Consider the following 20808-nt stretch of genomic DNA (forward strand, 5'->3'; position numbering starts at 1 on the left):
GCGCGAGGTTACCTCAGACACGCTGGCCCTGCGCGTTGATGACGACTTCGCCATCCTCCTTGGTGAAGGCACCTTGCTGCGGTGCGGGCAGGATATCCAGCACTTTCTCGGACGGGCGGCACAGCCGCGTGCCCAGGGGCGTGACCACTATGGGGCGGTTGATGAGGATGGGGTGCTGCAGCATTGCGTCGATGAGCTGCGCGTCGGTGACGCCCGGTGCGTCCAGTTGCAGCTCGGTGAAGATCGCTTCCTTGGTGCGCACGGCGTTGATCACCGGCTCGCCGGTCGCTGCAATCAGCGCCACCAGCGTGGCACGGTCGGGCGGGGCTTTCAGGTATTCGATGACCTCGGGCTCCATGCCGCTGTTGCGGATCATGGCGAGGGTGTTGCGGGACGTGCCGCACTTGGGGTTGTGATAGATCGTGATGGTGGTCATGGCGTGCTGGAAAGTACGGAAACAATGGGCGAAAGTTTGCCACTGCGCTGGGGCCAGCCCGGTAAATTTTCCAACGCGTTCAGCAGCCGCAGGCCCGCATCGCCCAGCACTCCGTCGTTGTGCACCTCCAGGCTGGCCGCGCCCGGCGGCGGGCTGTAGGCCAGCGCGCGCTGCACGCGGGCCTCCACCTCTTCGCGCGTCTCGCGGCCCCGCGCCAGCAGACGTTCGCGCAGCACCTGCGGGCCGGCAGTGATGTGCACAGCCACCAGGCCCGGGAAGCGCGCCAGGGCCTCGGGCAGGTAGGCGCGCGAGCCATTGAGCAGCACCCAGTGACCCTGCGCCAGCGGCGCCAGTTGCGCATGCCGCACGCCGTAACCCAGGCCGTTGGCTTCCCAGTGCAGGGCAAAGGCCAGTTCGTGGCGCAAAGCAACAAACGTTTCGGGCGACACACTTTCATGGGCTTCGCCACTCAGCATGGCGGAGCGGCTGATGGTGCGCTGCGCCCAGTGCACGGGGCACGGGGTGGGCAGGTGTGCCCGCAACCAGTCCAGCAGGCTGTCCTTACCCGCACCCGAGGGGCCCATGCAGTAGACCAGTCGGCCCGCGGTCATGCCCCCATCTCCAGGTGGTCCAGCAGCACAAAGTCTGCGCCGGGTGCGGGCTCTGCGAACAAGGCCAGGCTGTTGAACTTCAGGATGGGCAGGTCCGAGAAGAACTCCTGCGCGGCCTCGAACACCAGCGACTGAGTGGGTGCGTTCACTTGCGCCAGGCTGCCGGTGAGCGACATGTGAAAGCGGAACTCGTCCAGCACAAAGGGGTAGCCCCATTGCTGCAGCAGCGCGTCCTGCCGGGCAGTGAGCCCCGCCGAGCGGCGCCGGGCGAGGTCGGCGTCGGACAAGGGTGCGGCCAAGGGCTGCAGCGCCGTCACGCAGGTGGCGGCGGTCTCCTGAATCTGCGCATTGGCGGGGTGCAGCGCCGGGGGCACCAGCGCCAGAAAGTCGTCGATGCGTTGCACCTGCAGGGGCGGCAGCACAAAGGGTTGCAGCCCGCGCGCTACGGACTGCACGGCCTGGTGCAGCGTGATCCAGTCGGCGCCGGGCGCCAGCGCAAACGGCGCCTTGAGTGTGGCGTGCCAGCCGTAGCGGCGGGGCGCTGCGGTCAGGCGGTGCAGGTCGTCCGCCGCCACGCCGTCGATGGCGAGCTGTTGCAGCGGCTGCAGCAGCGCCGCGCAGCGCCCCAGCCAGTGGCTGCCGGCCAGCCAGCCCAGGCTGCCCGGGTTGGGTGCGAAATAGACCGCATAGCGGTGGTGGGTGGGTGGCATGTCAGGCGTGTTCATTGTGGTCAATGGTCAGTTTCACGCGGTCGCCCGCAAACCAGGCGCGGGCCCATTCGATGGGCGTGCCTGCCAGGTCCACGTTCAGGCTCTCTACCTGTAGCACGGGGCGTGAGGTGGGCTGGCGCAACTGGGCGGCCACTTCGGCGCTCGGCAGCTCGGCGGTGATGCGGCTTTCGCGGCGTGTGTAGTCGGCCACTCCGTGGGCAGTGAAGCCTGCGGTGATGGAGCCCGTTTCGCGCACCACGGCCGCCAAGTTCTCGAAGCGGGGCAGGGGAAAGTAGCGCTCGCTGATGTGCAGGGGCTGGCCCTCGGCGTCGCCCCGAACGCGCAGCGCCAGCAGCGGGCTGCGCGCGGGCACCTGCAGCGCCTTCGCCAGCGCCGCCGTGGCGCGCGTGGTCTGGGCCTGCAGCACCACCAGGCTGCCGCGCAGACCCGCCTGTGCCAGGCCCTGCTGATGGCGCGTGCGCTTGCCCAGCACCAGGTCCACCGCAAAGTCTTCCACATAGGTGCCACTGCCCTGCGTGATGCGCACCAGCCCCTGGCTGCACAGGCTGGCGAGCGAGCGGCGGATGGTGTGGCGGTTCACGCCGAACTGCTCGGCCAGCGCGTGCTCCGAGGGCAGCCGCTGGCCTGGCGGATAGACGCCGCTGCCGATGGCCTCGGCCAGCTCGGCGGCTATGCGCGTCCAGAAGCTGTCGCGCGCGGGGCGCAGTGCTGGTGCTTGCGGGACCTGTAGCGGGGTCGTGAGAGAAGTGGTGCTGGCTGTCATGAAACCTACATGCGCGCTCTTTAAGCTGGCGCCAGTTGTTCAATTTGTCTATACAACTTTCAGGGTACCACTTCCATGTTTCAAGCCTTTGACAACCCGGGACCGGGCCGCCCCCTGGGCCGCGCGCACTGGATGGCGCTGCTGGCCCGGGCGCCGCTGGGGCTGCTCGAATCTGCCTTGCACGAGCATGCCACGCGCCCCGCGCGCTGGCTGCGTGCGCCCGAGACCGGCCTGATGATGGTGCAGGGCCGCGCTGGCGGAACGGGCGAGCGCTTCAACCTGGGCGAGGTCACCGTCACCCGCTGCGCGCTGCGCGTGGCCGATGCATCGGACGCCGCCGAGGCCACTGTGGGCGTGGCCTACGTGCTGGGCCGCTCGCACCGCCAGGTGCAGCTGGCGGCCCTGGCCGATGCGCTACTGCAAGACCCTGTTCAGCAACCGGTGCTGGACGCACAACTGCTCGAACCCATCCGCAACCACCTGCGCAACACCCAGGCCGAGCGCCAGGCGCGGGCCGCCAGCACCAAGGTGGACTTTTTCACCGTGGCGCGCGAGAGCGGTGCCGACAACGACGAGGACACCGAATGAGCACGACCCCCTTGGCATCGCTGGGTGCCGGATTTTCGAATGAAGCCTTTGGCAGCCAGGCGGTGTTCCGCGCCGTGCTGCAGGCGCTGTCGCACCCCGGCCTTACGGTGGCGGTAGAACACGATGCGCAGGCTCCTGCCGTGGGGCATGCCGCATCGGCTGCCGTGCTGCTGGCGCTGCTCGACAGCGACTGCACGTTGTGGCTCTCGCCCAGGCTGGCAAACAGCGATGCCGGTGCCTGGCTGCGCTTTCACACAGGCTGCACTGTGGTGACCGATCCGGTGCAGGCCCGCTTTGTGTGGGTGGCGCAGGGCGACGAATGGCCAGCGCTCGGCAGCCTGGCCTTGGGCACCGACGTCTACCCGGACCAATCGGCCACCTGCGTGGTCGATGTACCGCGCGCCACCGCCACCAAGGCGGACGCCATCAATGCGTGGCAATTGCGCGGACCGGGAATTCAGGAGATGGCGGCCTTGCAGGTGGACGGCTTGCCCGACGACTTCGAGACCCAGTGGTCCGCCAACCACGCAGCGTTTCCGCGTGGTGTGGACTTGTTGCTGGGCACCCCAGACCACATCGTGGGCCTGCCACGCACCACGCTGGCGACGCGCAGCGCCGTAGCCCTTCGGGAGGCTTGAGCATGTACGTAGCCGTCAAAGGCGGAGAAGCCGCCATTCTCAACAGCTACCAGCTGCTGGCCCGCCAGCGCCGGGGCGATGTCTCGCAGCCCGAACTCTCGGTAGCGCAGATCCGCCAGCAGCTCAAGCTGGCGGTGGACCGCGTCATGACCGAGGGTTCGGTCTACGACCCCGAACTCGCCGCGCTGGCCATCAAGCAAGCGGCGGGCGACCTGGTGGAAGCCATCTTTCTGCTGCGCGCCTACCGCGCCACGCTGCCGCGCCTGGGCACCACCTGCGCGCTGGACACCAGCCGCATGGTGCTGGACCGGCGCATCTCCGCCACCTTCAAGGACCTGCCCGGTGGCCAGGTGCTGGGCCCTACTTACGACTACACGCAGCGCCTGCTGGACTTCAAGCTGTTGGCCGAAGGCATGGTGACGCAGCCTGCCGCTGCGGCAGCGGCTGTGCCGCCCGACCCCACGCCGCGCGTGGTGGACCTGCTCAACCAGGAAGGCCTGATCGAGACCCGCCCCGTGCCCCCGGGCGACCCGGCGCCCACAGACCTGACCCGCGAGCCACTGCGCTTCCCCGCCAACCGCGCCACGCGCCTGCAAAACCTGGCGCGCGGCGACGAGGGCTTCCTGCTCGCCATGGCGTATTCCACGCAGCGCGGCTATTCGCACTCGCACCCGTTTGTGGGTGAGGTGCGCCTGGGCACAGTAGCGGTGGAGGTCGTACCCGAAGAGCTGGGCTTTGCCATCGAGATCGGTGACATCGAGATCACCGAATGCGAAATGGTGAACCAGTTTGCGGGCAGCAAGAGCCAGCCCCCGCAGTTCACGCGCGGCTACGGTCTGGCTTTTGGCCACAGCGAGCGCAAGGCGATGGCCATGAGCTTGGTGGACCGAGCCCTCCGTGCCGATGAGCTGGGTGAACCGGTGGAGTCGCCCGCGCAGATGCAGGAATTTGTGCTGGGCCATAGCGACAGCCTCGAAGCCTCGGGCTTTGTGCAGCACCTGAAGCTGCCGCACTACGTGGACTTTCAGTCCGAGCTGGAGCTGGTGCGCAAGATGCGCGCCGCTGCTGCCCACCCCACAACCACCGCCGAGGAGGATGCAGCATGAACGCGCCCCTGGAACCTGCCGTGATGGGCCTGCCCGCCGACGCCACACCGGTGGACGGCCACTTCAACTTTGCCTACCTGGACGAGCGCACCAAGCGCATGATCCGCCGCGCCATCCTCAAGGCAGTGGCCATCCCCGGCTACCAGGTGCCGTTTGGTTCGCGCGAGATGCCGCTGCCCTATGGCTGGGGCACGGGCGGCATCCAGGTTACCGCGTCCATCATCGGCCCGCAGGACTGCCTCAAGGTCATTGACCAGGGATCGGATGACACGGTCAACGCGGTCAACATCCGCCGCTTCTTCGAGCGCACCACGGCCGTGGAGACCACCACCCGCACACGCGCGGCCACGCTGATCCAGACGCGCCACCGCATCCCCGAGACACCGCTGACCGAAGGCCAGGTCATCGTCTACCAGGTGCCCGTGCCCGAGCCCATGCAGCGCCTGGAGCCGCGCGAGACCGAAACGCGCACTCTGCATGGCCTGGCCGAGTACGGGCTCATGCACGTCAAGCTCTACGAAGACATCGCGCGCTACGGCCACATTGCCACCACTTACGACTACCCCGTACTGGTCAACGGCCGCTATGTGATGGCGCCGTCGCCCATCCCCAAGTTCGACAACCCCAAGATGCACATGAACCCCGCGCTGCAGCTGTTTGGTGCGGGCCGCGAAAAGCGCATCTACGCCGTGCCGCCCTATACGCCGGTGGAGAGCCTGGGTTTTGAGGACCACCCGTTCGAGGTGCAGCGCTGGGATGCTGCTTGCGCGCTGTGTGGCGCCACCGACAGCTTTCTGGACGAGGTCATCACCGACGACCAGGGCGGGCGCATGCATGTCTGTTCCGATTCGGACTACTGCCACGAGCGCCAGGCGCAGCAGGTCGAAACGGCGCAGGTGGAAGGCGGCGCGGCATGAGCGCCGTGCACATTCGCGAAGCCCGGCAGGCCGACCTGGAGAGCGTGCTGGTGCTGTATGCCGCCATTGAAGACAGCCCGGCCGACGTGCTGACCCTGGAAGAAGCCGAGGCCGTATGGTCCCAGTTCGCCCGCTACCCCAGCTACCGCCTGTGGGTGGCCTGCGACCCCGCGCAGCACGGCGCCGTGGTGGGCACCTATGCGCTGCTCGTCATGCACAACCTGGCGCACCGGGGCACGCCCTCGGCCATCGTGGAAGACGTGGTAGTGGCACAGGACCAGCAGGGCCGAGGCATTGGCCGCCAGATGATGGCCCACGCCATGCAGCAGGCGCGCGACGCGGGCTGCTACAAGCTCGCGCTCTCGTCCAACGCCCGCCGCAAGGGCGCGCATGCCTTCTATGAATCCCTGGGCTTTGCGCAGCATGGCCTGAGCTTTGTTGTCGAGACCCTCACATGAATCACCCCGAACCTTCTGCGCCGCTGCTGAGCGTGCGCAATGTCAGCAAGCGCTATGGCGACCGCGTGGCGCTGCAAGACGCGTCCTTTGACCTGTGGCCCGGCGAGGTGCTGGCCGTGGTGGGCGAGTCGGGCTCCGGCAAGTCCACGCTGCTCAACGCCATTGCAGCACGCAGCGCCCCGGACGAAGGCACGGTGCAGTTCCGCCAGCGCAGCGGCGAGCTGCAGGATATCTACGCCATGACCGAAGCCCAGCAGCGCCTGCTGGCCCGCACCGACTGGGGCTTTGTGCATCAGAACGCGGCGGATGGCCTGCGCATGGATGTATCGGCTGGTGCCAACGTGGGCGAGCGCCTGATGGGCCTGGGCGAGCGCCACTACGGCCGCCTGCGCGCTACGGCCACGGAATGGCTGCAGCGTGTGGAGATCGACGCGGCGCGCATCGATGATGCACCGCGCACGTTTTCGGGCGGCATGCGCCAGCGCCTGCAGATTGCCCGCAACTTGGTCACGCAGCCCCGCCTGGTGTTCATGGACGAACCCACCTCGGGCCTCGATGTATCGGTGCAGGCGCGCCTGCTGGACCTGCTGCGCCAGCTCACGCGGCAGATGCAGTTGGCGGCCATTGTCGTCACGCACGACCTGGCCGTGGCGCGCCTGCTGGCGCACCGCATGGTGGTCATGCAACGCGGCCGCGTGGTCGAAGCGGGCCTGACCGACCAGGTGCTCGACGACCCGCAACACCCTTATACCCAGCTCCTCGTTTCTTCGGTACTGCAGCCATGAACCAGCCCCCTTCCATTGCGCCCATTCTCCAGATGCAAGGGGTGGCCAAGCGCTTCACCCTGCACCACCAGAACGGCATCGAACTGCCTGTGCTTGCCCAGGTGGACCTGGCCGTGCAGCCCGGTGAATGTGTGGTGCTGGACGGACCCTCGGGCATGGGCAAGAGCACGCTGCTCAAGATGATCTACGCCAACTACCGGGTCAATGCGGGGCGCATCACGGTGCGCTCGGCCGATGGCGCCGTGGTGGATGTGACACAGGCCACGCCGCGTGCGCTGGTGCAGCTGCGGCGCGACACCGTGGGCTATGTGAGCCAGTTTCTGCGGGTCATCCCGCGCGTGTCGGCGCTGGACGTGGTGGCCGAGCCACTGGCGGAAGACGCCGGAGACGACCCTGTGGGCATCGAGGTCGCGCGCGAGGCCGCCCGCCAGTGGCTGACCCGCCTGCGCATTCCCGAGCGGCTGTGGCATCTGCCACCCGCCACGTTCTCCGGCGGGGAGCAGCAGCGCATCAACATCGCCCGCAACATGATCAAGCCCAAGCCTCTGTTGCTGCTGGACGAGCCCACCGCATCGCTCGACGCGGCCAACACCGAGACCGTGATCGCCATGATCCACGAGGCGGTGGCGCGCGGGGCGGCCCTGGTGGGCATTTTTCACGACGCGCAGGTGGGCGCCGCCGTGGCCACGCGCCGCGTGAATGTGGGCGACTTTCGGGGAGCATCGGCATGACCGCGACCGTGTTCAAGAACGCCCGCATGGTGCTGCCGGGCGAAGTGGTGCACGGCAGCTTGCAGGTGGATGGCGGGCGCATTGCGTCGCTGGATAGTGGGGGCACTGCGGCCCTGCAAGGCATCGACCTGGGGGGCGACTACCTGCTGCCGGGCTTGGTCGAAATCCACACCGACAACTTCGAGCGCCACCTGATGCCGCGACCCAAGGTGCAATGGGCCGAGATGCCCGCACTGCTGGCGCACGACGCCGAGATTGCGGCCGCAGGCATCACCACGGTGCTGGATGCGCTGGGCGTGGGCGAGGCCGATGTGGACAGCCTGCGCGGCAGCGCCTGGAACCGCGTGCTCGACACCATCGACACCTGCACCGAGCGCAACCTGCTGCGGGCCGACCACCACCTGCATGTGCGCTGCGAGCTGCCTGCGCCCAACACCATCGACCTGTTCGAGCCCTTCCACGGGCACCCGCGCCTGTCGTTGATCTCGCTGATGGACCACACCCCGGGCCAGCGCCAGTGGGAGAACATCGAGCAGGCACGCACCTACTACACCGGCAAGAAGGGCTGGAGCGCCGAGAAGTTCGAGCGCCAGGTGGCGCACGCGGCCACGCTGCAGGCGCAGTACGCCGAGCCGCACCGTGCGTACTTCGTGGATTACTGCCGCACGCACGGCATCTCGCTGGCCAGCCACGACGACACCACGGTGGCCCATGTGGAGCAGGCCCATGCCGAAGGGGCCGCAATGTCGGAGTTCCCGACCACGCTGGCTGCGGCCCAGGCGGCGCACGAGCGCGGCCTGCTCACGGTGATGGGCGGACCCAACGTGGTGCGTGGCGGTTCGCACTCGGGCAATGTAGCGGCGGCCGACTTGGCGCGCCGGGGGCTCTTGGACATCCTCTCGTCCGACTACGTGCCCGGCAGCCTGCTGAGCGCGGTGATGCGGCTGGTGCAGGACGACATCCTGCCCCTGCCACAGGCTGTGGCCACCGTCACCTGCAACCCCGCCAAGGCCGCGGGCATGGCCGACCGGGGCGCGCTGGCGCCCGGCCTGCGCGCCGACCTGGTGCAGGTGCACATGGCCGAGCTGCCTGATGGCGGTCGCCAGGCCGTGGTGCGGGGGGTGTGGCGCGAAGGGCAGCGCGTCCTGTAGAGCGCGTGCAGGTCGTTTCCTGACATCCAAACTTCTCCCAACTGTCAAAGCACTGTCACGCCCGACAACCACACTCCGGTTGTCTAGACGACTTAACCCCCAGGAGGCTGCCATGACTGCCGCACTGCACATCAACCAACTGAACAAGCACTTCGCCAACGGCAAACACGCCCTGCGCGACATCAACCTCACCGTGCAGCGCGGCGAGATGGTGGCGCTGATTGGTGCCTCGGGATCGGGCAAGTCCACGTTGCTGCGCCACGTGGCGGGCCTGGTGGTGGCCGATGCGTCCAGCGATTCGCTGATCGAAGTGGATGGCCGCTGCGTGCAGCAGGCGGGGCGCATTCACAGTGACATCCGCAAGGTGCGTTCGCAGGTGGGCTTTGTGTTCCAGCAGTTCAACCTGGTGGACCGACTGCCCGTGCTGATGAACGTGCTGGTGGGCCTGTTGCACCGCACGCCCTGGTGGCGCGGCTGGCTGCGCATGTTCAAGCCGCAGGAGCGTGCGCTGGCGCTGGAGGCGCTGCACCGCGTGGGCATTGCCGAATGCCATGCACAGCGTGCGTCCACCTTGTCCGGCGGGCAGCAGCAGCGCGCGGCCATTGCACGCACGCTGGTGCAGGGCGCCAAGGTGGTGCTGGCCGACGAGCCCATCGCCTCGCTGGACCCCGAATCCTCGCGCAAGGTCATGGACATCCTGGCCCGCATCAACCGCGAGGACCGCTGCACCGTCATCGTGTCGCTGCACCAGGTGGATGTGGCCATCAAATACTGCCCCCGCGTGGTGGCGTTGCACCACGGCCAGGTGGTGTACGACGGCCCATCGGCGGCCCTCACGCCCGCACTGCTGCGCAGCCTCTATGGCGTGCACGCCGATGAAATTCTGTCGGATGCAGCGGGTGCCCCACCAGCACCCGTGCATGCCCCAACACCCGTCCCGCAGTGGACGCCCGCCATGGTCTAGGCCGCCTGAACGGTCTTTTGTTTCTTTTCAATTCCTTTCTCTGGAGTTTTCAACATGTTCAAGAAACTGTGTGCCGCCCTGACGATCGGGCTGGGTTTGACCACGGGCGCGTTGGCCCAGGACATCAACTTCGGCATGATCTCGACCGAGGCCTCGCAAAACCTCAGGGCCGACTGGCAGCCCCTGCTGGATGACATGGCCAAGCAGACCGGTCTGAAGATCAACGCCTTCTTTGCATCCGACTACGCAGGCCTCATCGAAGCCATGCGCTTCAACAAAATGCAGGTGGCCTGGCTGGGCAACAAGTCGGCCATGGAAGCCGTGGACCGCGCCAATGGCGAAGTCTTTGCGCAGATGGTGAACGCAGACGGCACGCAGGGCTACTACTCGCACCTCATCGTGCACAAGGACAGCCCCCTGGCCACCCTGGATGACGTGCTCAAGAACGGCAAGTCGCTGAGCTTTGGCAACGGCGACCCCAACTCCACCTCGGGCTTCCTGGTGCCCGGCTACTACGCCTTTGCACAGAACAAGATCGACGCGAAGACGCACTTCAAGATCACGCGCAGTGCCAACCACGAGACCAACGCGCTGGCCGTGGCCAACAAGCAGGTGGATGTGGCCACCAACAACAGCGAGAACCTGGAGAAGATCAAGGAGCGCCAGCCCGAGAAGTTCAAGGACATCAAGATCGTCTGGACCTCGCCCCTGATTCCGCTGGACCCTCTGGTGATGCGCAAGGACTTGCCCGAGGCCACCAAGACCAAGATCCGCGACTTCTTCTACAACTACGCCAAGACCGATGCGCGCGAGAAGGAGATCGTGATGAAGATCTCCAAGCTCTCGGGCTTCAAGCCATCAACGAACGCACAGCTCACCCCCATCCGCCAGCTGGACCTGTTCGGCAAGCGCAACAAGATCGAGGCCGACGCGACGCTGGCTGATTCTGACAAGAAGACCCGCCTGGCCGAGATCGACCAGCAGCTGGCGTCGTTGAAGTAATCCGTAGGTTTCTTGTTGCGACCCGGGTGTCTCCATGTCCTCTGCTTTGAATCCCTCGCTGGCCACGCTGGCCAACACCACGTCGCCCAAGCGCAGCCTGGCCTGGTACCTGTCGTGGGGCATCCTGCTGGTGTTGCTGGCGGCGTCCTGGAAGGGCGCCGACATGCGCCCGTTCGATCTGTGGAACGACTCGGGCAACATGGTCAGCTATGCGGCGGAGTTCTTTCCGCCCAATTTTTCGCAGTGGCAGATCTATGTGCAGGAGATGCTGGTCACGCTGCAGATCGCGCTGTGGGGCACGGCGCTGGCGGTGGTCACCGCCGTGCCGCTGGCACTGCTGGCTTCGTCCAACATCGTGCCCTGGTGGGTCTACCAGCCGGTGCGCCGCGTGCTGGACGCGTGCCGCGCCATCAACGAAATGGTGTTTGCCATGCTGTTTGTGGTGGCCGTCGGCCTGGGGCCTTTTGCGGGCGTCCTGGCCCTGTGGATCCACACCTCGGGCACCCTGGCCAAGCTGTTCTCCGAAGCCGTGGAGGCGATTGACCCGCAGCCCGTGGAGGGCATCCGCTCCACCGGTGCGAGCGCACTGCACGAAATCATCTATGGCGTGATTCCGCAGGTCATGCCGCTGTGGATCTCGTACACGCTGTACCGCTTCGAGGCCAACGTGCGTTCGGCTTCGGTGGTGGGCATGGTGGGCGCCGGGGGCATTGGGGTGGTGCTGTGGGAAATCATCCGGGGCTTCCAGTACGCCGAGACCTGCGCGGTCATGCTCATCATCGTGGTCACGGTGAGTGTGATCGACCTGGTGTCGGCCCGCATCCGCAAGGCACTGGTCTGACAAGGAGCACACCATGGCATTGACCCTTGAAGACATTGCCCGCCTGCTGGTCACGCGGGGCGTGAACCAGTACGGCCGCGAGGCGGTCAGCCAGCTGGAGCACGCACTGCAGTGCGCGCAGTGGGCCGAAAAATCGGGTGAAACCCCGGCCACTGTCGTCGCGGCCCTGCTGCACGACCTGGGGCACCTGCTGGCACCCGGGGGCGACACGGCCGAGCAAGACGACCTGCACCAGTACATGGCCATTCCGTTCTTGCGGGGCCTGCTGCCCGACGCGGTGCTGGAGCCCATCCGCCTGCATGTGGATGCCAAGCGCTACCTGTGCACTATGGAGCCGGGGTACTGGGAGACGCTGTCGCCCGCATCGCAGCACAGCCTGGTGCTGCAGGGGGGGGCCTTCACGCCCAAAGAGGCGATGCAGTTTGCGGCCCAGCCCTTTGCGCAGGAGGCCATCCGCCTGCGCCGCTATGACGACCATGCCAAGGTGCCGGGGTTGGTCACGCCCCCGCTGGGCTACTACATGGCCCTGGTGCAGCGGCTGGCGCCAGTTCCAGCGGCGGTTGCCGCTGCGGCTGAACTCGCCCCGGTGGCTGCGTAAACAGCCGCGCGACCAAGCCGAGGCCGCCCCTGCGCATCAACCTCCCTTGTCGCCATTCACCCAGCCCAGGTCCAGCGGCCGGTCCTCGAATTCGGTGTTCAGGACAACGGTGCTCGTGGTGCGCGCCACGCCGGGAATCGCCTTGATCTGGTAGAGCACGTCCTCCAGCCCGCGCGCGTGCGTGGTGCGGATCTTGGCCAGGAAGTCGTGCTCGCCAGCCACGCTGTGCAACTCCTCCACCTGGGGGATACCGCGCAGGCGCGGCGCAATGTCGCGGCAGTGCGCGCCGCCATCGTTGCGGATCGCCACAAACGCGGTGAAGTTCAGCCCCACGCGTTCCGGGTCCACGCTGATCGAAAACCGGCGAATCACGCCCTTGTCCAGCAGCTTCTTCACGCGCTCGTGCACGGCGGCGGTGGACAGTCCCACTTCGGCCCCCACATCGGCATAGGAACGTCGGCCATCGGCGCCTAGCGCCGAAATAATTCTGGCGTCCATGTCATCTGTCTGAATATTTGCTTGCATAGCCGCTCGATTTTGGTAAAAATTCCGAAAACCTCGTGGTTTCCATAAATTATTCGGTCAGGTGAAGAATATGCCGGCAATTTTCAATGCGCAAGCCCGCACACAGCGCAACGGGGCGGTGGCCATGGCACTGCTGTTGGTCTACATCGTCTGGGGCACTACCTATTTCGCCATTGGTATTGCGCTGCAGAGCATGCCGCCACTGCTGATGAATGCGATCCGCTTCCTGTGTGCAGGGGGGGTGATGCTGCTGATTGCGCTGTGGCAAGGCCATGCATTGCCCACGTGGGTGCAATGGCGCAACTCGGCGGTGGTGGGCGGCTGCATGGTGTTTCTGGCCATGAACCTGATGGGTTTTGCGCAAAAGCTGGGCATTGGCTCGGGCCTGATGGCCACGGTGGTCACCACCATGCCGATGTGGCTGGCACTTTGGTCGCGCTGGGGCGGCGAGCGCGTGCCGTTCACCAGCTGGATCGGCCTGGCCCTGGGCGTGGTGGGTGCGCTGCTGCTGGCGCTGGAGGGCGACTTTTCAGCCACCTGGCTCGGTGCGCTGCTGGCTTTTGGCGCGCCGCTGTGCTGGAGCGTGGGCTCGTATGCATCGCGCAAGCTGTCGCTACCCGCGCCCGCCATGGCATCGGCCGCGCAGTGGTTTGCGGGGGGCGCCATGGGGCTGGTGGTGGCGTTGTGGTTTGAGCCGTTGAGCGCCCTGGGCCAGGTCACTGCCAAGTCGTGGGCGGCGTGGGTCTATCTGCTGGTGTTTGGCACCTTGGTGGCGCTCAATGCGTACCTGTGGCTGCTGCAGAACACGTCGGCCGCGCTGGCGGGCAGCTATTCGTTCGTGAACCCTGCGGTGGCTTTGCTGGTGGGCGTGGCGCTGGGGGGTGAGCTGCTCACGGGCTGGGTGTTTGCCGCGCTGCCGTTGATTGGGGCGGCGCTGGCGTTCATCCTGTACGGGCAAGCGCTGCAGCGGTGGCTGGAAAAGCTCAGTCCGGGATTACAGCGGTTGCTTCAATCTCGATCTTCGCGCGCTCTTCCATGAGCCCCGCCACCTGCACGCAGGCCATGGCTGGAAAGTTCTTACCCAGCACCTCGCGGTAGACCGCGCCCAGCTCCTTCAAGCGGCTGTTGTATTCGTTGCGGTCGGTCACGTACCAGGTCAGCCGCACCAGGTGTTCGGGGCCTGCGCCGCCAGCCTCCAGCACCGCCCGCACGTTCAGCAGCGTCTGCCTCGTCTGGTCGATGAAGTCGTCGCTCTCGAACTGCTGCTGCGCATTCCAGCCGATCTGTCCGCCGGTAAAGACCATGGTGCCGCGTGCGGCCACGCCGTTGGCGTAGCCCTTGGGGGTGACCCAGCCTTCGGGCTGCAAAAGGGTGTTTTTCATCGTCATGTTGTTTTTGTGGAAGTGGGCGACGCGGCGGAGGGTGATGCGGCCGCACCCTGGCGCAGCTTGAAGCGCTGGAGCTTGCCGGTTTCGGTGCGCGGCAGGGCGGTCACAAACTCCACCACGCGCGGGTATTTGAACGGGGCGATGGTGGCTTTCACATGGTCCTGCAGCGTCTTGACCATGGCGGCATCGCCTGTGTGGCCGGGCTTCAAGACGCAGATGGCCTTGACCACCATGCCGCGCTCCTCGTCGGGCACGCCGATCACGCCGCACTCGGCCACGGCCGGGTGGCGCAGCAGGGCGTCTTCCACCTCGGGGCCGCCCACGTTGTAGCCGGCGGTGATGATCATGTCGTCGTCGCGTGCCTGGTAGAAAAAGTAGCCGTCCGCGTCTTGCGTGAAAGCATCGCCCGGGTAGTTCCAGCCATCCTTCACGTACTTGGCCTGGCGCGGGTCGTCGAGGTACTTGCAGCCCGTGGGGCCGATCACCGCGAGCTTGCCCACGGTGCCCCGCGGCAGCTCATTACCTTCGTCGTCCACCACCTTGGCGGTGTAGCCGGGCACCACCTTGCCGATGGCGCCGCGCCGGCTCTCACTGCCGGGCGAAGAGATGAAGATGTGGAACATCTCGGTGGCGCCAATGCCGTCCGTCATGTCCAGGCCGGTCGCCTCCTTCCACAGCTGGCGCGTGGCGTCGGGCAGCCCCTCACCCGCGCTCACGCTGGTGCGCAGCTGGGGCAGGCCGATCTGTTTGGCGAACGGTGCCATCTGCCGGTAGAAGGTGGGGGCGGTGTAGCAGATGGTCACGCCCGCGTCGCGCATCAGCCGCACCATGGTTTCGGGGGTGTAGGGCTGGTCGGGGAAGTACACGCTGGCCCCGGCCCACATCGGAAACACCAGCAAGCCGCCCAGGCCAAAGGTGAACGCCAGCGGCGGCGAGCCCGCCACGATGTCATCGTGCGTGGCCTTGAGCACATGGCGCGGCCAGGCCTCGCAGCCTGCCAGCACATCGCGGTGCGTGTGCACGGCAGCTTTGGGCGCGCCGGTGGTGCCCGAGGTGAAGGCCATCAGCGCGATGTCGTCGGCAGCTGTGGGGCAGGGCGGCGTGGTGCCGGGCTTGCCCTGCGCGCGCTGCAGCAGGTCGGCTGCATCCGGCGCTGTGTGGAAGGGCACGATGGTGGCGAGCACGGGGTGCTGCGTCTGCGCGGCCTGCAGCTCGGCCAGCAGGCGGCCGTCGCACAGTGCCAGCGTGGGCTGGGCGCGGTCGATGATGCTGCCCAGCTCCACCGCGCGCAGCAGCGGCATGGTCGCCACCGCCACCAGCCCCGCGTAGACGGTACCCAGCCAAGCCAGCGCCATCTCCACCGTGTTGCCGCCGCGCAGCAGCACGCGGTTGCCGGGCACCAGGCCGTGGTCTTGCGTCAGCACCTCGGCAATGCGCGCGGCCTCGGCGCGGGCGTCGCGGTAGGTGTACGTGCGGTGCGGGCCGCGCAACAGGGGGCGGTCGATGTGGCCAGCGCGCTCGGCCTGGTCGAACAGCGCCTGCACCAGGTTGGCCTGGTTGGCGATCTGCAGCTCAGGCAGGTCGTAGCGCAGTGTGGGCCAGGCCTCGGGCGGCGGCAAGCGGTCGTGCACGAAGTGGTCGGGCTGGGCGGAGGGGGCTTTCATGCGTTTACTCCTGCAGAACGGCCTTGCCGATGATCAGTTGCTGCACCTCGGTCGCGCCTTCGTAGATGCGCAGCGAGCGGATGTCGCGGTACAGCGATTCGACCTTGCTGCCCACTTCCACGCCGCGCCCGCCGTGCAGCTGCAGCGCCATGTCGATGACGCGCTGGGCGTTTTCAGTGGCGGTCATCTTGGCCATCGCCGCTTCGGCAGTCACGCGCGCCTGGCCCGTGTCGCGCAGCCAGGCCGCGCGGTAGGTGAGCAGCGCGGCGCTGTCCACCAGCGCGGCCATCTCGCCGATCTTGGCTTGGGTGAGCTGGAAGTCCGCCAGCGTCTGGCCGAACATGCGGCGCTGGCGGGCGTGGTGCACGGCCTCGGCCAGTGCGCGGCGCGCCATGCCAAGTGCGGCGGCGGCCACCGATGCGCGGAAGATGTCGAGCGTGCGCATGGCCAGCTTGAAGCCGCCGTTCTCGTCGCCCAGCAGCGCGGTGGCGGGCACGTTGCAGTTGGTGAACTGCAGCGTGGCCAGCGGGTGGGGCGCCATCACATGGATATGGCGCGAGGCGTCCAGGCCCGGCGTGTTCGCATCGACGATGAAGGCGCTGATGCCGCGCGTGCCGCCGCTCGGGTTGGTCTTGGCGAACACGCAGTAGAAGTCGGCGATGCCGCCGTTGCTGATCCAGGTTTTGGTGCCGTTCAAGCAAAAAGTGCCTCTAGCGCTAGTCGAATCTGTGCTGGCAGCTATGGTTTGCATAGCGCCCACATCTGACCCAGCCTCGGGCTCGCTCAGCGCAAACGCAGCAATCAGTTCGCCACGCGCCACGCCTTGCAGGTAGCGCGCCTGCTGCGCGGGGCTGCCCGCCAGCGTGATCGCACCGCTGCCCAGTCCTTGCATCGCAAACGCAAAGTCCGCCAGCGGCGAGTGGTAGGCCAGCGTCTCGCGCAGCAGCACCAGCGCGCGCGAGTCGAGCGCAGGCAGCGCGCCGCCGTGTGCGGCGGGCACGCAGTAGCGCAGCCAGCCGCCCGCGCCCAAGCGCTGCACCCAGTCGCGGCAGGCGGCGCGGTCGTCGGTTTCATCGACCTGCTGTGCGGCAGCCCAGGGCACCAGGCCCTCGGCCAGCGCGCGGTGGGCGTCGTCGAAGAAGGGCAGGGCCAGGTGCGCCGTCGAGGGCGGGCGGGGGGCCGGGGGCGTTGCAACGTGCATGGGTTCAATCTCCCTGGAACACGGGCTTTTGCTTGGCGGCGAACGCTTCGTAGGCGCGGCGGAAGTCTTCGGTCTGCATGCAGATGGCCTGGGCCTGCGCTTCGGCTTCGATGGCCTGCTCGATGGTCATGCTCCACTCCTGGCTCAGCATGGTCTTGGTCATGCCGTGGGCGAAGGTGGGACCGTCGGCCAGCGTGCGCGCCGTGGCCTGCACGTTGGCCAGCAGGTCAGCGCTCTCATACAAATCGTTGAAGAAGCCCCAGGCGAGACCCTCGTGCGCCGTCATCGCGCGGCCGGTGAACAGCAGTTCGCTGGCGCGGCCCTGGCCGATCATGCGCGGCAGCAGTGCGCAGGCGCCCATGTCGGCACCGGCCAGGCCCACGCGGGTGAACAAAAAGGCGGTCTTGGTGGCCTCGGTGCCGTAGCGCATGTCGCAGGCCAGCGCCATCATCGCGCCCGCACCGGCGCAGATGCCGTCGATGGCGCCCAGCACGGGCTGCGGGCAGGCGCGCATGGCTTTCACCAGGTCACCCGTCATGCGCGTGAACTCCAGCAGCTCGGGCATGGTCATGGTGGTGAGCGGGCCGATGATCTCGTGCACGTCGCCGCCTGAGCAGAAGTTGCCGCCCGCACCCGTGACAACGATGGCTTTCACATCGGTGGCAAAGCGCAGCGCGTAGAAGAAGTCGCGCAGCTCGGCATAGCTCTGGAAGGTGAGAGGGTTCTTGCGGTCGGGCCGGTTGAGCGTGACGGTGCCCACGCCAGCATCAAAGCTCCACGCGAAATGCTCGGCCACGTAGCGGGCCTCTGGGTTGAACTGCTCGCGCATGGGGTTGCTCGCCCCGATGTAGTGTTTCATTCGGCTGTCTCCAAAGAATTGTTTTGTGTGTGTTCTTTCACCTTGCCCAGCAGGCGGTACAAGGTGGCGATGTCGCGCTCGCCCAGCGTGGCGAAGGCCTCGACGATCCATTGCTCGTGCTGGCGCGCCATGGTGTTGAACTGCTCGCGGCCTTGCGGCGTGAGGCGCACCAGGTACGCGCGGCGGTCGCCTTCCACGTCCATGCGCTCCACCAGCCCTTCGGCCACGAGCTGGTCGGTGATGCCGGTGATGTTGCCGCTCGTCACCATCATGCGGCGCGAGAGTTCCTTCATCTTCATGCCGTCTGGCGCGCGCTCCAGCTGGGCCATCAGGTCAAAGCGTGGCAAGGTGGTGTCGAACTGCGCGCGCAGGTGGCTGCGCACCTGTTTTTCGATGAGCTGGGTGCAGGTGAGCAGGCGCAGCCACAGGCGCAGGGCCTCGGGGTGTTCACTGGGAGCGGCGCCGTGCAGGCGGGCTTCGAGGTCCATGGCTAGCCTTCTTCCTCGGATGCTCTGTTTTTGGTAGCTGCTTGCGCTTGATTCACTAGCGCTTGTGCCTGCTTTTGCTTGGAAATTTCGCGCAGCATCTGGTCGCGGCCGCTGTGATACTGCACCGGCCAGTCGGTGTGCGCTGCGGCCACGGGGCTCAACTGCGCGGCGGCGTGCAGCGTCCAGGCCGGGTCGGCCAGGTGGGGGCGGGCAATGGCACACAGGTCGGCGCGGCCGGCCGCGATGATGCTGTTGGCGTGGTCGGCCTCGGTGATCGCGCCCACCGCCATGGTGGCAATACCCACCTCGTTGCGGATGCGGTCGGCAAACGGCGTCTGGTACATGCGGCCATACACCGGGCGCGAGTCGCGTGTGGTCTGGCCGGAGGACACGTCGATCAGGTCCGCGCCTGCCGCCTTGAACAAGCGCGCAATGGCGATGGCGTCGTCGGCAGTATTTCCGTCAGGGAGCCAGTCGTGGGCCGAGATACGCACGGAGAGCGGCTTGTCGGCCGGCCACACGGCGCGCAGCGCGGTCAGCACCTCCAACGGGTAGCGGCAGCGGTTCTCCAGGCTGCCGCCGTATGCATCGGTACGCTGGTTGGTGGCGGGACTCAAAAAGCTGGCCAGCAGGTAGCCGTGTGCGCAGTGCAGCTCCAGCCAGTCAAAGCCGCAGGCCACGGCGCGGCGGGCGCTGTCCACAAAAGCGGCGGTCACGCGGTCCATGTCGGCGCGGGTCATGGCGGCAGGTGTCTGGTTCTGCGCGCCGTAGGCGACGGGGCTGGCGGCCAGCAGGGGCCAGTTGCCCGCCTCCAGCGGCTCGTCCGTGCCCTCCCATCCCACGCGGGTGGAGCCCTTGGGGCCGCTGTGGCCCAGCTGCAGGCCGATCTTGGCCGTGCTGCTACCGTGCACAAAGTTCACGATGCGCGCGAAGGCGGCTTGTTGTGCGTCGTTCCACAGCCCTGGGCACGCGGGCGTGATGCGGCCCTCGGGTGTGGGGCTGGTCATCTCCACCATCACCAGCGCCGCGCCGCCGAGGGCGCGCGCGCCCAGGTGCACCAGGTGAAAGTCCTGCGGCACGCCCTCGACTGCGCTGTAGGTGGCCATGGGCGAGACAACGATGCGGTTCTTGAGCGTGAGGCCTTTCAAAGTGAACGGCGTGAGCATGGGCGGAATCGCGGCCTTGCCTCCCGCGAGCCAGGCCTCATAGCCCTCCAGCCACGCGGCATCGCGCAGCCGCAGGTTCTCGTGGCTGATGCGTTGGCTGCGTGTGAGCAGCGAGTAGGTGAACTGCTCCACGGGCATGCCGGCGTAGCGCGCCACGTTTTCAAACCACTCGGTGCTGTTGCGCGCGGCGTTCTGGATCTTGAGTACCTCCACGCTGCGGCGCGCTTCATAGTGCTGCAGCACTTCGTCGATGGGCAGGCCGGTGGCGAACTCGTTGGCGAGGTCCATGGCGTCTTCCAGTGCGAGTTTGGTGCCGCTGCCAATCGAGAAATGCGCCGTGTGCGCTGCGTCGCCCATCAGCACGATGGGCACCTGCTTGCTGCCAACGGTCTCGCGGTGCACCCAGGTGTTGCAGATCACACGCGGAAAGCGGATCCAGTTGGCCGAACCGCGCAGGTGCGTGGCGTTGCTGATGAGCGCATTGCCGTCCAGGTATTGGGCAAACAGCTTTTCGCAGAATGCAATGGCCTCGGGCTGCTCCATCTGGTCCAGGCCGTGGGCCTTCCACACGGCCTCGGGCGTTTCGACGATGAAGGTGGAGGTGTCGGCGTCAAACTGGTAGGCGTGGGCCTGGAACCAGCCATGCTCGGTCTGCTCGAAAGCAAACGTAAAAGCGTCGAACTTTTTCTTGGTGCCCAGCCATACGAAGCGGCACTGGCGCAGATCGATGTCTGGCTGGTAGGTGGCTGCGTAGCGGGTGCGGATGCGGCTGTTGAGGCCGTCGCTGGCGATGACCAGATCGGCGTTGTACTGCGCAGCCAGCGCCTGGTCGTCGGCCACGTCGGTTTCGAACACCAGCTCCACGCCCACCGCCAGGCACCGGTCCTGCAGGATGTTGAGCAGGCGCTTGCGGCCAATGCCGCAGAAGCCGTGGCCGGTGGAGCGCACGCTGCGCCCCTTGAAGAACACCTCGATATCGTCCCAGTGGTTGAATGCGTCGCCGATCAGGGCTGCCGTGGGCGCATCCGCCGCCTGCAGGTTGGCCAGCGTCTGGTCCGACAGCACCACCCCCCATCCGAAGGTGTCGAACGGCCGGTTGCGTTCGACCACCGTGACGCGGTGCGCGGGGTTTTGCTGCTTCATGAGCAGGGCGAAGTAGAGACCGGCGGGCCCACCGCCAATGCAGAGGATGTTCAT

General features: G+C 67.0%; 24 protein-coding genes. 13 read left to right on the forward strand and 11 right to left on the reverse strand.

Features of this window, described 5'->3' with window-relative positions; genetic code table 11:
• Positions 1 to 13: 13 nt before the first annotated feature.
• Genes arsC through phnF form a run of 4 tightly spaced genes read right to left on the reverse strand, consistent with a single transcriptional unit; the run spans position 14 to position 2541 of the window.
• Positions 14 to 436 (reverse strand): arsenate reductase (glutaredoxin), encoded by a 423-nt coding sequence (arsC, locus tag C8C96_RS06545; RefSeq protein ID WP_099731419.1) that lies wholly within the window; start codon positions 434 to 436, stop codon positions 14 to 16.
• Positions 433 to 1047: a phosphonate metabolism protein/1,5-bisphosphokinase (PRPP-forming) PhnN gene (gene phnN / locus C8C96_RS06550; protein ID WP_121941815.1), complete on the reverse strand. Its 615-nt coding sequence runs from the start codon at positions 1045 to 1047 to the stop codon at positions 433 to 435. The genes arsC and phnN overlap by 4 nt, the downstream gene beginning before the upstream one ends.
• Complete coding sequence (locus C8C96_RS06555) at positions 1044 to 1772, reverse strand: DUF1045 domain-containing protein (RefSeq protein ID WP_121941816.1); 729 nt, start codon at positions 1770 to 1772, stop codon at positions 1044 to 1046. The genes phnN and C8C96_RS06555 overlap by 4 nt, the downstream gene beginning before the upstream one ends.
• Entirely contained in the window at positions 1759 to 2541 is a 783-nt protein-coding gene (phnF, locus tag C8C96_RS06560) for a phosphonate metabolism transcriptional regulator PhnF (protein ID WP_121941817.1), read from the reverse strand. The genes C8C96_RS06555 and phnF overlap by 14 nt, the downstream gene beginning before the upstream one ends.
• 75 nt (positions 2542 to 2616) lie before the next feature.
• On the opposite strand from phnF, the gene phnG reads away from it, so the two are divergent.
• The 12 genes from phnG (at position 2617) to C8C96_RS06620 (ending at position 12320) form a co-directional block, all read left to right on the forward strand.
• A complete protein-coding gene (phnG, locus tag C8C96_RS06565; RefSeq protein ID WP_121941818.1) occupies positions 2617 to 3129 on the forward strand; it encodes a phosphonate C-P lyase system protein PhnG in 513 nt (170 codons plus the stop codon).
• Complete coding sequence (gene phnH / locus C8C96_RS06570; RefSeq protein WP_121941819.1) at positions 3126 to 3767, forward strand: phosphonate C-P lyase system protein PhnH; 642 nt, start codon at positions 3126 to 3128, stop codon at positions 3765 to 3767. Before phnG ends, phnH begins: the two co-directional genes overlap by 4 nt.
• 2 nt (positions 3768 to 3769) lie before the next feature.
• Positions 3770 to 4873: a carbon-phosphorus lyase complex subunit PhnI gene (locus C8C96_RS06575; protein ID WP_121941820.1), complete on the forward strand. Its 1104-nt coding sequence runs from the start codon at positions 3770 to 3772 to the stop codon at positions 4871 to 4873.
• Complete coding sequence (locus C8C96_RS06580) at positions 4870 to 5790, forward strand: alpha-D-ribose 1-methylphosphonate 5-phosphate C-P-lyase PhnJ (RefSeq protein ID WP_121941821.1); 921 nt, start codon at positions 4870 to 4872, stop codon at positions 5788 to 5790. The genes C8C96_RS06575 and C8C96_RS06580 overlap by 4 nt, the downstream gene beginning before the upstream one ends.
• Positions 5787 to 6248 carry a GNAT family N-acetyltransferase gene (locus C8C96_RS06585; protein WP_121422103.1) on the forward strand — a complete coding sequence of 154 codons (462 nt, stop codon included), beginning with the start codon at positions 5787 to 5789 and terminating at the stop codon, positions 6246 to 6248. The genes C8C96_RS06580 and C8C96_RS06585 overlap by 4 nt, the downstream gene beginning before the upstream one ends.
• Entirely contained in the window at positions 6245 to 7033 is a 789-nt protein-coding gene (gene phnK / locus C8C96_RS06590; protein WP_121941822.1) for a phosphonate C-P lyase system protein PhnK, read from the forward strand. Before C8C96_RS06585 ends, phnK begins: the two co-directional genes overlap by 4 nt.
• Positions 7030 to 7764: a phosphonate C-P lyase system protein PhnL gene (phnL, locus tag C8C96_RS06595; RefSeq protein ID WP_121941823.1), complete on the forward strand. Its 735-nt coding sequence runs from the start codon at positions 7030 to 7032 to the stop codon at positions 7762 to 7764. Before phnK ends, phnL begins: the two co-directional genes overlap by 4 nt.
• On the forward strand, positions 7761 to 8915 hold the full coding sequence (locus C8C96_RS06600) for an alpha-D-ribose 1-methylphosphonate 5-triphosphate diphosphatase (protein WP_121941824.1): 1155 nt from the start codon (positions 7761 to 7763) through the stop codon (positions 8913 to 8915). The genes phnL and C8C96_RS06600 overlap by 4 nt, the downstream gene beginning before the upstream one ends.
• A gap of 112 nt (positions 8916 to 9027) precedes the next feature.
• Positions 9028 to 9879, forward strand: coding sequence for a phosphonate ABC transporter ATP-binding protein (phnC, locus tag C8C96_RS06605; protein WP_121941825.1), 852 nt, complete (start codon positions 9028 to 9030; stop codon positions 9877 to 9879).
• A gap of 54 nt (positions 9880 to 9933) precedes the next feature.
• Complete coding sequence (gene phnD, locus C8C96_RS06610; RefSeq protein WP_121941826.1) at positions 9934 to 10881, forward strand: phosphonate ABC transporter substrate-binding protein; 948 nt, start codon at positions 9934 to 9936, stop codon at positions 10879 to 10881.
• Positions 10882 to 10915: 34 nt separating this feature from the next.
• Positions 10916 to 11722, forward strand: a complete 807-nt coding sequence (phnE, locus tag C8C96_RS06615) for a phosphonate ABC transporter, permease protein PhnE (RefSeq protein WP_099731406.1) — start codon at positions 10916 to 10918, stop codon at positions 11720 to 11722.
• A 13-nt stretch (positions 11723 to 11735) separates the two neighbouring features.
• Complete coding sequence (locus C8C96_RS06620) at positions 11736 to 12320, forward strand: phosphonate degradation HD-domain oxygenase (RefSeq protein WP_121941827.1); 585 nt, start codon at positions 11736 to 11738, stop codon at positions 12318 to 12320.
• 36 nt (positions 12321 to 12356) lie between these two features.
• Here the strand turns inward: C8C96_RS06620 and C8C96_RS06625 are convergent, their stop codons facing one another.
• The gene (locus C8C96_RS06625; protein WP_056059735.1) at positions 12357 to 12818 is read right to left on the reverse strand and encodes an Lrp/AsnC family transcriptional regulator; all 462 of its coding nucleotides are present in this window, start codon (positions 12816 to 12818) and stop codon (positions 12357 to 12359) included.
• Between the two features lie 97 nt (positions 12819 to 12915).
• Here C8C96_RS06625 and C8C96_RS06630 point away from each other — a divergent pair, with 97 nt between their 5' ends.
• Positions 12916 to 13884, forward strand: a complete 969-nt coding sequence (locus C8C96_RS06630) for an EamA family transporter (RefSeq protein WP_121941828.1) — start codon at positions 12916 to 12918, stop codon at positions 13882 to 13884.
• Here the strand turns inward: C8C96_RS06630 and C8C96_RS06635 are convergent.
• From C8C96_RS06635 to C8C96_RS06660, 6 genes are read right to left on the reverse strand one after another with little or no spacing between them, the layout of a single operon-like run.
• Entirely contained in the window at positions 13829 to 14227 is a 399-nt protein-coding gene (locus tag C8C96_RS06635; RefSeq protein ID WP_055400021.1) for a RidA family protein, read from the reverse strand. The two genes, C8C96_RS06630 and C8C96_RS06635, sit on opposite strands and share 56 nt — an antisense overlap.
• A 2-nt stretch (positions 14228 to 14229) precedes the next feature.
• Positions 14230 to 15897 carry an AMP-binding protein gene (locus C8C96_RS06640; RefSeq protein WP_121941829.1) on the reverse strand — a complete coding sequence of 556 codons (1668 nt, stop codon included), beginning with the start codon at positions 15895 to 15897 and terminating at the stop codon, positions 14230 to 14232.
• A 4-nt stretch (positions 15898 to 15901) separates the two neighbouring features.
• Positions 15902 to 17098 (reverse strand): acyl-CoA dehydrogenase family protein, encoded by a 1197-nt coding sequence (locus C8C96_RS06645; RefSeq protein WP_121941830.1) that lies wholly within the window; start codon positions 17096 to 17098, stop codon positions 15902 to 15904.
• A 4-nt stretch (positions 17099 to 17102) separates the two neighbouring features.
• Positions 17103 to 17957: an enoyl-CoA hydratase family protein gene (locus tag C8C96_RS06650; RefSeq protein ID WP_056059725.1), complete on the reverse strand. Its 855-nt coding sequence runs from the start codon at positions 17955 to 17957 to the stop codon at positions 17103 to 17105.
• Positions 17954 to 18445: a MarR family winged helix-turn-helix transcriptional regulator gene (locus C8C96_RS06655; protein ID WP_056059723.1), complete on the reverse strand. Its 492-nt coding sequence runs from the start codon at positions 18443 to 18445 to the stop codon at positions 17954 to 17956. Before C8C96_RS06655 ends, C8C96_RS06650 begins: the two co-directional genes overlap by 4 nt.
• A gap of 2 nt (positions 18446 to 18447) precedes the next feature.
• Positions 18448 to 20808 (reverse strand): bifunctional salicylyl-CoA 5-hydroxylase/oxidoreductase, encoded by a 2361-nt coding sequence (locus tag C8C96_RS06660; RefSeq protein ID WP_121941831.1) that lies wholly within the window; start codon positions 20806 to 20808, stop codon positions 18448 to 18450.

It is taken from the genome of Acidovorax sp. 100 (genome assembly GCF_003688355.1).
In the GTDB taxonomy this organism is placed as follows: Bacteria; Pseudomonadota; Gammaproteobacteria; order Burkholderiales; family Burkholderiaceae_C; genus Acidovorax; species Acidovorax delafieldii.